At 72.0% G+C, this 14476-nt stretch carries 11 protein-coding genes; 4 read left to right on the top strand and 7 right to left on the bottom strand.

Annotation, left to right across the window (positions count from 1 at the left end; all coding sequences use genetic code 11):
- Nucleotides 1-131: 131 nt before the first annotated feature.
- From OG247_RS21380 to OG247_RS21370, 3 genes are all read right to left on the bottom strand, one after another.
- Nucleotides 132-3209 carry a tetratricopeptide repeat protein gene (locus tag OG247_RS21380; RefSeq protein ID WP_327253746.1) on the bottom strand — a complete coding sequence of 1026 codons (3078 nt, stop codon included), beginning with the start codon at nucleotides 3207-3209 and terminating at the stop codon, nucleotides 132-134.
- On the bottom strand, nucleotides 3206-5110 hold the full coding sequence (locus OG247_RS21375; protein WP_327253745.1) for an HSP90 family protein: 1905 nt from the start codon (nucleotides 5108-5110) through the stop codon (nucleotides 3206-3208). The genes OG247_RS21380 and OG247_RS21375 overlap by 4 nt, the downstream gene beginning before the upstream one ends.
- Before the next feature lie 195 nt (nucleotides 5111-5305).
- Nucleotides 5306-5845: an RNA 2'-phosphotransferase gene (locus OG247_RS21370; protein WP_327253744.1), complete on the bottom strand. Its 540-nt coding sequence runs from the start codon at nucleotides 5843-5845 to the stop codon at nucleotides 5306-5308.
- A 135-nt stretch (nucleotides 5846-5980) separates the two neighbouring features.
- Here OG247_RS21370 and OG247_RS21365 point away from each other — a divergent pair, with 135 nt between their 5' ends.
- Complete coding sequence (locus OG247_RS21365; protein WP_327253743.1) at nucleotides 5981-6796, top strand: aquaporin; 816 nt, start codon at nucleotides 5981-5983, stop codon at nucleotides 6794-6796.
- Nucleotides 6797-6901: 105 nt separating this feature from the next.
- Here the strand turns inward: OG247_RS21365 and OG247_RS21360 are convergent, their stop codons facing one another.
- From OG247_RS21360 to OG247_RS21345, 4 genes are read right to left on the bottom strand one after another with little or no spacing between them, the layout of a single operon-like run.
- Nucleotides 6902-7816, bottom strand: a complete 915-nt coding sequence (locus OG247_RS21360) for a MerR family transcriptional regulator (protein WP_327253742.1) — start codon at nucleotides 7814-7816, stop codon at nucleotides 6902-6904.
- Between the two features lie 10 nt (nucleotides 7817-7826).
- The gene (locus OG247_RS21355) at nucleotides 7827-8750 is read right to left on the bottom strand and encodes a metal-dependent hydrolase (RefSeq protein ID WP_327253741.1); all 924 of its coding nucleotides are present in this window, start codon (nucleotides 8748-8750) and stop codon (nucleotides 7827-7829) included.
- Nucleotides 8747-10519 carry an SDR family oxidoreductase gene (locus OG247_RS21350; protein ID WP_327257570.1) on the bottom strand — a complete coding sequence of 591 codons (1773 nt, stop codon included), beginning with the start codon at nucleotides 10517-10519 and terminating at the stop codon, nucleotides 8747-8749. Before OG247_RS21350 ends, OG247_RS21355 begins: the two co-directional genes overlap by 4 nt.
- Nucleotides 10520-10524: 5 nt before the next feature.
- Nucleotides 10525-11394, bottom strand: coding sequence for a M24 family metallopeptidase (locus tag OG247_RS21345; protein ID WP_327253740.1), 870 nt, complete (start codon nucleotides 11392-11394; stop codon nucleotides 10525-10527).
- Nucleotides 11395-11621: 227 nt separating this feature from the next.
- Between OG247_RS21345 and OG247_RS21340 the strand changes: the two genes are divergently transcribed.
- Genes OG247_RS21340 through OG247_RS21330 form a run of 3 tightly spaced genes read left to right on the top strand, consistent with a single transcriptional unit; the run spans nucleotide 11622 to nucleotide 14462 of the window.
- A complete protein-coding gene (locus OG247_RS21340) occupies nucleotides 11622-12677 on the top strand; it encodes an ABC transporter ATP-binding protein (protein WP_327253739.1) in 1056 nt (351 codons plus the stop codon).
- Complete coding sequence (locus OG247_RS21335) at nucleotides 12667-13554, top strand: ABC transporter permease subunit (RefSeq protein ID WP_327253738.1); 888 nt, start codon at nucleotides 12667-12669, stop codon at nucleotides 13552-13554. Before OG247_RS21340 ends, OG247_RS21335 begins: the two co-directional genes overlap by 11 nt.
- Nucleotides 13551-14462 (top strand): ABC transporter ATP-binding protein, encoded by a 912-nt coding sequence (locus OG247_RS21330; protein WP_327253737.1) that lies wholly within the window; start codon nucleotides 13551-13553, stop codon nucleotides 14460-14462. Before OG247_RS21335 ends, OG247_RS21330 begins: the two co-directional genes overlap by 4 nt.
- The last annotated feature ends 14 nt before the right edge of the window (nucleotides 14463-14476 follow it).

Below are 14476 nucleotides of genomic sequence, written 5' to 3'. Positions count from 1 at the left end.
CTGCGCCGCTGCCGCTGCCGCTGCCGCTGCCGCTGCCGCTGCCGCTGCCGCTCCCGCTGTCTGCCGTCTGCCGTCTGCTGTCCGCCGCCGCTGCCGTCGCCCCGGGTTCGGAGCGGCGGCAGCGTCCGGCCTCAGGACGAGGTGCGCAGCAGGTGTTCCGAGGTCCGTTCGGCGCTCTCCAGGAGCCACTCCGGGGCCACGCCCTCGGGCAGCGCGCGTACCTCGGCCGCCAGTGCCGAGACCCGGGCGGCGCCGGCTTCGGGCCGGCCCAGCTCGTGCTCGGTCCAGGCGGCGTTGTTCACGCACTGGAACCGGGCCTGCAGATGCTCCGGGCCGAGCTCCGCGTAGAGGGCGGCGGCCCGCTCCCACAGCAGGATCTCCTCCCGTCGCAGCGCCTCGAGCTCCGCCGCGCCCAGCGGCTCCGCGGGCCCTGAACCCCGGCTCTCCTCCCGATCTTCCGCTCCCCCACCGTCCTCGTGTGCCTCCTCGTCGGCGCGGACCCGGCGGTCGAGGACCTGCGCGAGCTGGTTCCAGGTCTCGGCCAGTTCGGCCCGCGCCTCCGGGTCCTGCGGAGTCTGTGCCAGCGCGGCGGTCAGTACCTCGGCCGCCTCGCCCATCCGGGCCCGGGCCCCCGCCACCCCCGAGTCGGTGACCTCTTCGCGCAGCCCCAGCCAGGCCAGTGACCGCAGGATCCGTACCTCGGCGACCGGTGCGCCCTTCGACCGCCGGCGCAGTTCGAGGGCCCGCTCGTAGGCGGCGACCGCCTCCGGCACCAGCTGCGCCCCGGAGAGCTGATCGGCGGCGGCCTGGGCGAAGTTCGCCTGCGGACGCGGGTCCTCCCAGCCCTCGGCGAGCTCCGCCGCCAACAGGTACTGCTCGGCCGCGCCCCGGGGATCGTGCAGCTCGCGCAGCAGGTCTCCCAGGAACTCCCTTGCGGAAACGGCCTGGCCCTCGCCGTGCTCCAGCAGGTCCGGCAGCGTCGACTGCAGTACCTCGGCCGCCTCGGCGGTGTGGCCCTCACGGGCGTGGCACCGGGCGAGCAGCAGCCGGGCCTGGGCCCCGCCGTCGGCGGTGAGCCCGGCCTGGTCGAACCAGTGCGCCGCCTCCAGGGCGTGCCGCGCGGCCTCCGCGTCGGCCTCGCCGCGCCCCAGCAGGATGTCGGCGAGGGTGAGCCGTACGACGCCCTGAGCCTCGGCGTCGGTCACCTCCGAGGCTTGCGCCAGACCCGCTCGGGCCGACTCCTCGGCCTCCGCCGCTCGGTCCAGCGACATCAGCACGCCGGCCCGCAGCACGAGGGGGTCCACGGCGAGCCACGGCCGGCCCGCCGCCACCGAGCGGTCGGCGGAGCCGGCGAGCAGCGCCACGGCACGTTCGGGGTCGCCCTGCGAGAGGGCGAGCCGGCCCAGCATCTCCTCTGCCTCCGCCACCAGGTCGGGCAGGGCCGCGGCGTAGGCATCGGCGAAGGCGGCGAGTTCGGAGGCCAGTTCGCCGTGGCCCTGGCCCTGGCCCTGGCCGTGTCCATGCTCGTGGCCCTGCCCGTGCTCCGGATCGTGGCCACCCCCGACCCCGCCCTCGTGCCCGTGTTCGGGGTCCTCCGTGGCCTCGACCGAGCGGAGGTACGACTCCACCCGGATCCCGGTCAGTTCCGCGAGCGCGATCCGCCGGGTCCGCAGCGGCTCGTCCGCGTCCAGCGCCTCGGCGGCGCGCAGGGCTACGGCCAGCAGCGCGCGCAGCTCCCCCGCCGCGGTGCCCGACTGCGCGGCCACGGTCGCCCGGCGCAGCTCGGCCAGGGCGGCCCGCTCGGCGAGCCCCAGCTCCCGGTAGCGCTCGCGTACGTCGGCCAGCAGTTCCATGGCGTCGCCGGCCCCGGACCGGGCAGCCGTCAGGGCCCGGTGGTCCGCCACATCGGCGGCGACCAGCGGATCGGACCCGGCCGCCGCCTCGGGGCGCAGGGCCACCTGTTCCCAGAGGGCGTCCGAGCCGGGGTGCCCGAGGTCGCGTGCCTCCCGGGCCCGTGCCACCAGTTCCGCGAAGCCCTCGGCCGGGGCCGCCGCCCCGGGCACCGGGGCGGGGCCCGGCTGCGGGAGCGCCGCGAGCGCGGAGCTGCGTACGCCCAGGGGCAGGACCGCGGTCAGCGGGGGCGCGCCGATCCGCGCGAGGAACCGCTCCGAGACCCGGGTGGAGCCGTTGCGCGCGTCGAAGCGCCGGGCGATGTCGAGCGAGCCCGCGCGCAGCATCTCGTACAGCTCGGACACGGTGCGCGGGCTGCCCTCGTAGGGGACGGCGGGGCTCTGGCCGTGGCCCAGCTCCGTCAGGCGGCGGAGCAGGACGAGGATTCCGCCGTGGAAGGCCAGCCGGTCGGAGAGGTTGGCGAGCGGGGCCACGTACGCCGCGTGCTCGGCAAGGATCTCCAGGCCGCGGGACTCGTTTCCGGTGAGCGCGCAGAACTCGATGTGCCGGCCCACCGAGGGGAGCAGGCTCTCCTTGTCCCTGGCCAGCCGGTACCCGCGCAGATGGGCCGAGCGTGCCTCGTCGAACCGGCCGAGCCGCACCAGCGGCAGCAGCGAGGCGGCCAGGACCCGGTGGGGCTCCTCGGCGCAGGTCTGCTCGCCGGACAGCACCGGCTGCCAGACCCCCAGGGCCTCGGCGTCGTCACCGCGCAGCACGGCGTACTGGCCCTGGCTGTTGAGTTCGCAGGCGTGGCAGTCGCTCATGTCGTCGCGGTCGGCGGCCTGCCAGCGCGCGTACGCGCGTCCCGCCCGCTCGTCGTCGCCGGTCGAGTCGGCGAGCCACAGCTCGGCCTCGCGCACGGGGCGCTCGCTGTAACCGGCGATCCGGTAGCGGTGCTCCATCTCGTCCAGCCAGCCGGCGGCCGAGTCCAGCGGGATCTCGGGAGAGTGGCCGATGGCGCTGGCGATCCACTTGAACTGCCAGAACAGCGAGTGGGCGTCCCACTCGTCGAAGGCGCCCCGGTCCTTGTCGTACTCCTGGAGCAGCCGCGCGAAGGGCACGAGCATCTTCGGCGACTCGGAGCTGTACAGGTAGGCGTTGATCAGGTTGTCCAGTGCCGCACGGAACAGCGGTCGGTCCCCGGTCGCTTCGGCGGCGGCGGACAGCGCCTCGGCGTGCGCGTTGCGTGCGGTCCCGCCCGGAGCCTGGCGGTTCTCGGCCAGTCCGCGCTCGATCTCCTCGCGCGTCAGCGTGCTCACTTCTGCTCCCCCTGGGTGTCGGTGCTGTCGGCTCCGGTGGTGCGCTCGGTGGTGTCGGTGCTGTGCGCGCTGCCGACCGGGTGCGTTGCCCATTCCAGGAGTCCGAGGAAGGCCCGGTTGAGCAGGGTGGTGTCGGCCGCGCGCAGCGGCCGCTGTGACCTCAGCAGGGCCTGGCCGTACAGCGATTCGACGGCGGTGGCGGTGAGGGACTCGTCCGGGAGGGCGGCGATCCGGCGGATGAGCGGGTTGTTGTGGTTGAGCACGAGGCGGGCGCGCGGAGCGGAGCCGCGCAGCGAACCGAGGATGCCGCTCCACAGCGAGTCGGCGCTCTCCAGGGCGGCGGTGCGGTCGCGCTCCTGACGGGCCTGGCGGTCGTCGAGGTAGAGCGCGGGGACGGCGGCGGGCTGGAAGGCGCGCAGGACCACGTCGCAGCCCTGGGCTTCCAGCCGGGTGCGGGCGGTGGCCAGGAAGGGGGCCAGGGCCAGTTCGGCGGAGGTCGGGACCGGGTCGAGGCGCTCGGTGACGGCTCCCGCGTCGAGCTCGGTGACCTTGAGCTCCGGGCGCACGGCGGGCAGCAGGGCCAGCAGGTCGGCGTCGTAGGTGTAGCCGGCGTTGATGACTCCGAGGCCGTGGGCCGCCGCGATCGGGGCGATCTGGCGGAACTCCTCCACGGTCCGGGTGAAGTGGATCTCGGTGTGCGCGGCGGCGAACTCCTCCAGGTTCATCGAGCCGTCGCTGGTCTCGAACGGCAGCCAGGGCAGCATCAGGCCGAGCAGCTCGGTGTCGTGCCGGGCCAGCGATTTCACCCCGAGGTGGTGGACGCTCAAGAAGGCGGCCAGTCGCTCGGGTTCGCTGGTGGCGAGCTCGGTGAGCCAGGCGCGGACGCGGGCGCCGAGGGCCTCGCGTACGGCGGCCAGGGTCTCGTCGTCGTACAGGTTCTCGCGGGAGGCGGTGGGCCGCAGGGTGTCGGTGTCCAGGACGGCTCGGACGAAGAACGCCCAGTCGGGCAGCAGGTTGTCGGCCTTCTCGGTCAGCAGCATGCCCTTGAGGTGGACGCGGTGTCCGGGCCGGTGGGCGGGGCTGGTCGGCTCGGGGAGGACGTACGCGACTCCGCGCACTCCGGCCACCGGCAGGTCGAGGTCGATGCTGTCGAGCGGGGTGAAACCGAAGAGCTGCGCGCAGTGCCCGGCGAGCGCGACGCGGCGGGCCGCGGGGGTGGGGAAGGGCCGGTCCCAGACGGCGGGCCGGTCGGTGACCGGGCGGGGTCCGGCGGCGGAGCCGTCGTCGAAGGTGATGTCGTAGGGCAGCAGGGAGCCGTAGTCGCGGGCCAGTTGCTCGACCCTGTCCGGGACGGTCCACTCCTCGGCGCCGGGGCGGGCCTCCAGGACCACGGTGGTGCCGGGCTCCGGGCGGGCCTCGGAGGGCAGTTCGCGGACGGTGTACGAGCCGTCGTCCGTGGCCAGCCATTCGACGGGCGCGGCCAGCGGATCGCGGGCGGAGCGGGTGACCACGCGGATCTGGCGGGCGACGACGAAACAGGCGAGCAGACCGATGCCGAACTGGCCGAGGAACTCCTGGCGGGTGGTCTCCAGGCCGTGCGGGCCCCCGCGCTTGGAGCTGCGTCCGATGGTGGCGAGGAGGGAGTGGGCCTCGTCGGCGGTCAGGCCGATGCCGCTGTCCTCGATGGTCACCCGGTTCCCGGTCGCCGACAGGCGGATGGCGATCTCGGCTTCGGGATCCAGGGCGTGGCGGGCGGTGACCGCGTCGACTGCGTTCTGGAGGAGCTCGCGGACGTACACGCGGGGGCTGGAGTAGAGGTGGTGGGAGAGCAGGTCGACCAGACCGCGCAGATCGACCTGGAAGGTGTTCGGATGGGTTTCCTGGGTTTCTTCCGACGTCATGGGGCGTCACCTCGCGTGCTGGTACGGGTTGTTCGGCGACCGCGAGGTACCCCCCTCACAGATCCCGGAGTGAGGAACAGCGTAGGGGGATGATCTGACAATCCCTCGGTGAATTCCGGGGCTTGTGGGGCTTCTCCGGATCTTCTTCCCGGCTTCTTCCTGGGATCTCCGGTGCTTCTCCCGGGCATCTCCGGGTTATTGGAACCGCAGGAATTGCGGCGGCACGGAGTCCGCCAGCCACACCCCATTGGCGCTGATCCGAAAGACGTGCCCCGCGGCGCGCATCGCCCGCGCGTCCACGGCGAGGACGACCGGCCGGCCGCGGCGTGCGCCGACGCGGGTCGCGGTCTCCCGGTCCGGGGAGAGGTGGACGTGGTGGCGGGCCATCGGGCGCAGTCCCTCGGCGCGGATCGCGTCCAGGGCGGCCGCGACGGTGCCGTGGTAGAGGTACGCGGGCGGTTCGGCCTCCGGCAGGCCCAGGTCCACGGGGACGGTGTGTCCCTGGCTGGCGCGGATCCGGCTGCCTTCGACGGCGAACCGCTGTTTGTCGTTGGCCGCGACCACGTGGTCGAGCTCGGCCCGGCTGATGGGAAAGCCGTGGGCGGCCGTGGCGCTCAGAAGATCATCGATCTCCACCCAGCCGTGCGGGTCGAGCACCAGTCCGATCCGTTCCGGCTGATGGCGGAGGTGTTTCGAGACGTATTTGGACACCTTGACGGTGCGCTTGTCATTCATTCGCCCAGCGTGACGGCTCGGCCGGGTCCGGCGCAGCGATTTTTCGCCGTTCTCCCGAACCTGGACTCCCCCTATCGCGTTTCCAAGATACGGAATAGATTTTCCGCTGAACTGCCACTCAAGGGGAAGAAAAGTATGACAAATAGTGCGTCTCTGTCGCGGCGTGCGACCGCCGAGCTCGTCGGCACCGCAGCCCTCCTCGTGGTCGTCATCGGATCAGGAATCCAGGCCGCCGCGCTCACCTCGGATACGGGCGTGGCCCTGGTCGCCAACTCGCTCGCCTCGGCCATCGGGCTCGGGCTGATCATCACGCTCTTCGGGCCGCTCTCGGGCGCCCACCTCAACCCGGTGGTCACCCTCACGGCCTGGTGGGGGCGGCGCACCGGCGGCGAAGGACTCGAAGGCCGGGAGGCCCTGGTCTACGTGGCGGCCCAGACCGCCGGGGCCATAGGCGGGGCCGTCCTCGCGGAAGCGATGTTCGGCCGCCTCCCCGGAGCCTTCTCCACCCAGGTCCGCGACGGCGGACACCTCCTCGTCGGGGAGGTCGTGGCCACCGCGGGACTGGTCCTGGTGATCCAGGGCCTCGGGCGCATCGGCCGGCCGAAGCTGATCCCGGCCGCGGTCGCCGCCTACATCGCCGCCGCGATCTGGTTCACCTCCTCCGGGTCCTTCGCCAACCCGGCCGGCACCATCGGGCGCAGCTTCAGCGACTCCTTCACCGGCATCGCCCCGCAGTCGCTGCCGGGGTTCGTCGCCGCCCAGCTCGTCGGCGGAATCCTCGGTCTGGTCCTCGCGGGCCTGCTCTACGGGAGCACCCGCCGGGCAGCCGCCTCCACCACCGCGACCCCCTCCGGCATCCCTTCCATCACGGGCACCTCCACCACCACCGGCACCATCGGTCCGGTGGCTGAAACCAGCGCACCCGGGCCGGCGTTCCAGGCGGTCGGCTGACCCTCCGGGGGTGGTTCCCCACAGGTCGGTCGGACTTGTCCACAGCCCTTTGCGCCGGTTTCGGTGACAAAAGCGTGATCCGGCCTGTGGACTACTGAGCGAGCACTACCGGCCTCCGCGACTGGCCAGATCGTTCATCGTGCGGGCCTGCAACTCCCGCTCCGTGGCGGCCCGGACGAACTCCGCCACATGGTCCGGCCCCACCAGGTCCTGCACCGCCCGCACGGTGTCCGCGGGCAGCGCCACCGGGGCCGGCCCGGACGGCTGGGGGGTCCCGACGGCCCCGAGGTGGCGCTGCAGGTGCCGGGTGGCGAAGAGGCGCATCGCCCGCGCCAGTTCCGCGTCCACCGTCTGCTGGGCCAGTGGCCGCAGTCTCCGTACCATCGTCGCCGCCTCGGCCGCGTCGGAGTCCGTCGGCGGGACGGCCCCCAGGTACCGGGCGAAGACGTGCTCCGTGGTGAATTCCAGGAAGCGCGAGGCGATGAGCTCCACCTGCCCGCGCAGCTCCCGTAGATGACCGGTGATCGCGGGCAGCGGGACCCCGGCGGCGTACAGCTCGGCGGCCACGGACAGCTCCTGCGGGGACGGTACGAGGAACTGGTCCGGGCGCCCCGGGATCCGCTCCAGCACGCCCAGCTCGCACGCCTCGCCGACCGCTTCGTCGTCGGGCTTGCCGCCGAACCGCTCGTTCAGCTCGTCCCGGCTTATCCGGGCCGCCTCCTCGTCCGTCCACGGCCCGTGCACCTCGGCCACCAGCCCGAGGACTCCGCCGAGACCGCGGCCCGCGTCCCAGGCCTCCAGCAGTTCCTTGATGGAGGCCAGGGTGTATCCGCGGTCCAGCAGGTCGGCGATCTGGCGCAGCCGCGCCAGATGCGTGTCCCGGTAGACATTGGAACGGCCTCGCCGCTCCGGCTTCGGCAGCAGACCGCGGTCTTGGTACGCCCGGATCGTGCGGACGGTCGCACCGCTGTGGTGCGCCAGATCCTCGATCCGGTACTCGGCTACTGCCTGCTCGGACAATCCCGGCTCCCTACGACATGGCGGCTCGGCCGACCGCGCCCGCGGCGGACCGGGCGGCAGGTGATGCCGCGAGGTACTCGACCGCCCTGCGCAGCGAGCCCTCCTGCGAGGGATGGTACGACCGCCGCAGGTAGCGGGGTATGGCCATGCCGAGCTCTCTCCAAGTGGGCAGCAGACCCTTGGCCACGGCCCGGTTGTGCTCGCGCAGCGAATAGCGGGTCCGTCCGCGCAGCTCGGGGTCGTTGCGCAGGAGGTACGAGGCCCCCGCGATCCACAGCCAGCCCAGGACCGGTGCGACCACGGCCATGCCCTCGATGCGCCGGGCGTAGCGGGGCAGGCCCGAGCCGCCGCAGTGCTGGTACATGTCGAAGGCGACGGAGCGGTGCTCGACCTCCTCCGCACCGTGCCAGCGCAGCAGATCGAGCATGACCTCGTCCGCTCCGGCCGCGTCCAGCCCCTCGGCGCCGAGCACCCAGTCGCCGAGGACCGCCGTGAACTGCTCGATCGCGGCGACCAGCGAGAGCCGGAAGCGCAGCCACTCCTGCGCCGTGATCGGGGCACCGAACGGCGGGGTCTCCCCGAGCAGCTTCTCGAAGAGGAAGTCCACGTACTTCGTGTACGCCTCCGTGGGGAGCCGCTGTTCGGCGAGGTGGTCCAGGACGTAGGAGTGCTGCACGCTGTGCGTGGCCTCCTGGCCCATGAACCCCTTCACCTCGCTGCGCAGCTTCGGGTCCGTGACCAGGGGCAGGCCCTCCTTGAAGACCTTCACGAACCACCGCTCACCGGCGGGCAGCAGCAGGTGCAGCACGTTGACGACGTGGGTGGCGGTGGGCTCGCCCGGTATCCAGTGCAGCGGGGTGGTCTTCCAGTCGAAGGCCACCCGGCGCGGCGCGATCGCGTACGGGGCCGCCCTGCCCGCGACCGCCCCGCTCACAGCTTGGGCTCCAGTTTCGCGAACCGCCGCAGGGTCCCCGGCGCGAACCGGGACATCCACAGGGCGCCCTTGGACTCGGGGGTCACCGGGACCACGGCCTGGTTCTTCACGACCGCGAGCAGGATCGCGTCCGCGACCTTCTCCGGCGGGAAGTTGCGCAGCCCGTAGAGCCGGGAGGACTTCTGCTGGCGCCGCTTCTCCTCGGCCTCGTCCACTCCGGCGAACCGGGAGGTGGCGGTGATGTTGGTGTTCACGATGCCGGGGCAGATCGCCGACACCCCGATGGACTTCGAGGCCAGCTCGGCCCGCAGGCACTCGCTGAGCATCAGCACCGCCGCCTTGGAGGTGCTGTAGGCGGGCAGGGTCTTGGACGGAAGGTAGGCGGCGGCGGAGGCGGTGTTGACGATGTGCCCGCCCTGGCCGCGCTCGGCCATCTGCTTGCCGAAAAGCCGGCAGCCGTGGATGACGCCCCACAGGTTGACGTCGAGGACCTTCTTCCAGTCCTCGGCGGTCGTGTCCAGGAAGGGGCCCGACAGGCCGATCCCGGCGTTGTTGACCAGGACGTCGACGATCCCGTACTCGGAGGCGACCTTCGCGGCGAGCTTCTCCATGGCCTGCTCGTCGCTGACGTCGACGCACTCGCCCCAGGCCTGCGGCGAGCCGACCAGGCGCGCCATGTCGGCGGTGCGGGACGCGCCGTCGGCGTCCCGGTCCACGCACACCACACGGGCGCCGGCCTCGGCGAACGCGAAGGCGGTGGCCCGGCCGATGCCGCTGGCTGCTCCGGTGACCAGGACCAGCTGGCCGCCGAAGCGGTCCGCGTACCTGCCCGGGGCCTTCTGTTCCGGTGCCCGTGTGGCGGGCTCCTCCCGTGAGGTGACGAACTCGGTGATCCACGCGGCCAGCTGGTCGGGCCGGGTCCGCGGCACCCAGTGCTTGGCCGGCAGGGTGCGCCGCACCAGGTCCGGGGCCCACAGCTCCAGCTCGTCGTAGAGCCGCTCGGAAAGGAAGGAGTCCCCGGTGGGGGTGATCAGCTGCACCGGTACGTGGGCGTACGCGTCGGCGCGCGGCCGGCGCAGCCGGGCCCGGACGTTGTCCCGGTAGAGCCAGGCGCCGTGCGCGGCGTCGGAAGGCAGTGAGGCCGTCGGATAGTCCCCGGCCGGGACCTTCTCCATCCGCTCCAGGAGCTTCGGCCACCGCTTGCCGAGCGGCCCGCGCCAGGCCAGCTCCGGCAGTACGGGGGTGTGCAGCATGTACACGTACCAGGACTTGGCGCCCTGGTTCAGCAGCTGGGCCGCCCGGCGCGGGGTGGGCCGGGCCATCCGCTTCTTGATCCAGTGCCCGAAGTGGTCGAGGGAGGGCCCCGACATCGAGGTGAAGGACGCGATCCGGCCCTCGGTACGGGCGACCGTCGCGAACTCCCAGCCCTGTACGGAGCCCCAGTCGTGGCCGACCAGGTGCACCGGGCGATCCGGGCTGACCGCGTCCACGACCGCGAGGAAGTCGTCGGTCAGCTTCTCCAGGGTGAACCCGCCGCGCAGCGGCTGCGGGGCCGTGGAGCGCCCGTGGCCCCGGACGTCGTAGAGCACGACGTGGAACCGGGCGGCCAGCCGCTCGGCGACCTGGGACCAGACCTCCTTGCTGTCCGGGTACCCGTGCACCAGCACCACGGTCGGCCGGTCCGCGTCGCCGAGTTCGACGACGCACAGCTCGACCCCGCCGGTGCTCACCCAGCGCTCGCGCGCGCCCGCCAGGCCCGCGTCCGTCATTGCGCTCATGCCGTCTTCTCCTCAGCCCAGCGCCGCACGTGCGGCAGATCGTCGTCCAGCCAGTACGCGCTCTCCTCGGGGTCCCGGGAGTCGGTGACGACCAGGATCTCCTCGAACTTCGCGCCGGTGCCCCGGAAACCCAGGTGCGGCTCCACCGCCCACAGGCCGGGCTGGGGCGGGTGATCGGAGAAGCGGTAGGGGCTCCACAGCGGGGACCAGCCCTCGCGGTGGCCGCGCAGGGCGTCGGAGGCCAGGCCCTTCAGGGCCTGCGTGCCGAACCCGAACGCGGTCGGTGCCCAGCTCCGCTCCTTGACCCGGTCTATCTTGTGCGCGATGACGCCGAAGGGGTAGGCCCGGTGCCGGTTCGTGTACCCCTGGCTGATCATCAGCCGCTCCACCTCCCCGTATATGTCGCGCAGGGAGCGGCGCTCGCGCACCTGGTCGAGGATCAGCGTGCGGTGCGCCTGCAGATCCGACATGAGCCGGTCCTGCACCGGGTTGAGACCGAGGCTGCCCGAGTACCCGATGTCCGCGGTGTGGCCCTTGTAGACCGGGGCCATGTCGAGGATGAACGGCATCCCCGGCTCCAGGGCCCGGTTCGTCGGGAAGAACTGCAGGGGGATCTTGAAGTTGGTGAAGGCGGTCCGGTCCCCGAACCACGCGAACGGCATGTGGAACCAGTCCCGCACCCCGCGCTCGCGCAGCCACTCGCGCTGCATCCGCGCGGCCTCGCGCTCGGTCACGCCGGGGCGCAGCTGCGCCGCGACGGCCTCTGCGCACTCGTAGGAGAGGCGCTGCACCTCCTTGAACCCGCGCAGCTCGGCGGAGAGTTCCGTGGTGCGTCGCTTCGTGCGTTGCCTGGTGTCCCCAGCCATGCCAGCCGTCCGTCCATGTAGCCGTACGCGCCCGTAACTTGACACTGATGAATGTGACAATGACCGGAGATCACGTCAAGGCCCGTGCACGGACCTGTGGACAAACTTGTCCGGTACGCATCAGCCCTACGTCAGTCTTATGTCGGGGTCCGTAGTCCTGAAGGCGGAGAAAGGATCAAGCTCCAGGTCTGACGATCCGGGCTCCGTGCGCCACTAACGTCGTTCACGTGACTGTCATCGCGACCGAAAGCCTGAGCAAGCGGTACCCCCGAGTGACCGCCCTCGACCGGCTCTCCTTGGACATCGGACCCGGAGTTACCGGGCTCGTGGGCGCCAACGGAGCCGGCAAGTCCACGCTGATCAAAATTCTGCTGGGACTCTCCCCTGCCACCGAGGGCACCGCCGCCGTGCTCGGACTCGACGTAGCCACCCATGGCAGCGCGATCCGCGAGCGCGTCGGCTACATGCCCGAACACGACTGCCTGCCCCCCGACGTCTCGGCCACCGAGTTCGTCGTGCACATGGCGCGCATGTCCGGGCTCCCGCCGACCGCCGCCCGTGAGCGCACCGCGGACACCCTGCGCCACGTGGGGCTGTACGAGGAGCGCTACCGCCCCATCGGCGGCTACTCCACGGGCATGAAGCAGCGCGTCAAGCTGGCCCAGGCGCTGGTCCACGACCCGCAACTGGTGCTCCTCGACGAGCCCACCAACGGCCTCGACCCGGTCGGCCGCGACGAGATGCTGGGCCTGATCCGCCGCGTCTACACCGACTTCGGCATCTCGGTCCTGGTCACCTCCCACCTGCTCGGCGAGCTGGAGCGGACCTGCGACCACGTCGTGGTCGTCGACGGCGGCAAGCTGCTGCGCTCCAGCTCCACCAGCGACTTCACCCAGACCACCACGACCCTCGCGGTCGAGGTCACCGACTCCGACGCCCACCCGGACGGCACCTCCGCCCTGCGCAAGGCGCTCACCGAGGCGGGCCTGACGTTGCACGCGGGCGAGGAGGAGGGCCTGCCCGGAGCCGGCCACATCCTCCTCGTCGAGGCCACCGGCGAGGCCACGTACGACACCGTCCGCGACACGGTCGCCGACCTCGGCATCGGCCTGGTCCGCATGGAACAGCGCCGCCACCACATCGCGGAGGTCTTCCGCGACAGCGACGCGGCGACCGCCCGGGCCGCGGCCCAGTCCGCGGCCCAGTCCGCCGCGTGGGCGGCCAACATGGCCAAGGCCCAGTCCACCACCCAGCAGAAGGGAGCCGGTTCCGATGGCGCCTGACACCTCGACCCAGATCCACAACATCGGCTACCGGTCCTACGACGGTCCCCGGCTCGGCCGCTCCTACGCCCGCAAGTCGCTGTTCGCGCAGTCCCTGCGCGGCGCCTACGGACTCGGCCGCTCGGCCAAGTCCAAGGTGCTGCCGATGCTGCTCTTCGCGGTGATGTGCGTCCCCGCGCTGATCCTCGTCGCGGTCGCCATCACCGTGCCCGGCTCCACGGCACTGCCCATCAAGTACACGACCTACGCCATGACCACCCAGGTGATCGTCTACCTCTACCTGGCCTCCCAGGCACCGCAGTCCGTCTCGCGGGACCTGCGCTTCAAGACGGTGCCGCTGTACTTCTCGCGTCCGATCGAACGCGTCGACTACGTCGTGGCCAAGTTCGCGGCCATGGCCTCGGCCCTGTTCATCCTCACCGCCACCCCGCTGCTGATCATGTGGATCGGCGCGCTGCTGGCGAAGTTCGACTTCGCCGACCAGACCAAGGGATTCGGGCAGGCACTGGTGTCGGTACTGCTGCTGTCGCTGCTCTTCTCCGGCCTCGGCCTGGTCATGGCCGCGCTCACCCCGCGCCGCGGCTTCGGCGTCGCCGCCATCATCGCCGTGCTCCTGATCCCCTACGGCGCCGTGTCCGTCGTCCAGGCCATCGCCCACGAGACGGGCTCGACCGGGGTCATCGAGTGGCTGGGCCTGTTCTCCCCGATGAGCCTCATCGACGGTCTGCAGACCGCCTTCCTCGGTGCCGACTCCGGCTTCCCCGGCAGCACGGGCCCCTCGGGCGCCGCCGGCTTCGTCTACCTGCTCGTCATCCTCGGCCTCATCGCCGGCTCCTACGCCGCGCTGATGGCCCGCTACCGGAAGGCCGGGCTGTGAGCATCATCGACATCGACCACACCTCCCGCTGGTTCGGGAACGTCGTCGCCGTCAACGACGTGACCATGCGCATCGGTCCCGGAGTCACCGGCCTGCTCGGCCCCAACGGTGCCGGCAAGTCCACCCTCATCAACATGATGGGCGGCTTCCTCGCCCCCTCGACGGGCAGCGTCACCCTCGACGGCACCGCGATCTGGCAGAACGAGCAGGTCTACAAGCAGATCGGCGTCGTGCCCGAGCGCGAGGCCATGTACGACTTCCTCACGGGCAAGGAGTTCGTCGTCGCCAACGCCGAACTCCACGGCCTCGACGAGGCGGCCGCCCAGCGGGCCCTGGCCACGGTCGAGATGGAGTACGCGCAGGACCGCAAGATCTCCACGTACTCCAAGGGCATGCGCCAGCGCGTGAAGATGGCCTCCGCCCTGGTCCACGACCCGTCGGTGCTCCTGCTCGACGAGCCGTTCAACGGCATGGACCCGCGCCAGCGCATGCAGCTCATGGAGCTGCTGCGGCGGATGGGCGACGACGGCCGGACCGTGCTCTTCTCCTCGCACATCCTGGAGGAGGTCGAACAGCTCGCCTCCCACATCGAGGTGGTGGTCGCCGGCCGGCACGCGGCCTCCGGCGACTTCCGCAAGATCCGCCGCCTGATGACGGACCGCCCGCACCGCTACCTCGTCCGCTCCTCCGACGACCGGGCCCTCGCCGCGGCCCTGATCGCCGACCCGTCCACCGCCGGGATCGAGGTCGACCTCAAGGAAGGCGCCCTGCGCATCCAGGCCGTCGACTTCGGGCGCTTCACCGAGCTGCTGCCGCGGGTCGCCCGCGAGCACGGCATCCGGCTGCTGACGGTCTCGCCTTCCGACGAGTCCCTCGAGTCGGTCTTCTCCTACCTCGTCGCGGCCTGAAGGAGCTGGCACCC

Origin of the sequence: Streptomyces sp. NBC_01244 (assembly GCF_035987325.1) — a bacterium.
GTDB lineage: Bacteria > Actinomycetota > Actinomycetes > Streptomycetales > Streptomycetaceae > Streptomyces.
Note: the sequence above shows the minus strand (reverse complement) of the source record. Positions and strands in the feature narration are given on the sequence as shown.

Bases quoted from the DNA above. Each gene is read 5' to 3' on its own strand.
- OG247_RS21375 (WP_327253745.1), bottom strand. From the start codon at position 5,110: ATGACGTCGGAAGAAACCCAGGAAACCCATCCGAACACCTTCCAGGTC.
- OG247_RS21370 (WP_327253744.1), bottom strand. From the start codon at position 5,845: ATGAATGACAAGCGCACCGTCAAGGTGTCCAAATACGTCTCGAAACAC.
- OG247_RS21365 (WP_327253743.1), top strand. From the start codon at position 5,981: ATGACAAATAGTGCGTCTCTGTCGCGGCGTGCGACCGCCGAGCTCGTC.
- OG247_RS21350 (WP_327257570.1), bottom strand. From the start codon at position 10,519: ATGACGGACGCGGGCCTGGCGGGCGCGCGCGAGCGCTGGGTGAGCACC.
- OG247_RS21345 (WP_327253740.1), bottom strand. From the start codon at position 11,394: ATGGCTGGGGACACCAGGCAACGCACGAAGCGACGCACCACGGAACTC.
- OG247_RS21335 (WP_327253738.1), top strand. From the start codon at position 12,667: ATGGCGCCTGACACCTCGACCCAGATCCACAACATCGGCTACCGGTCC.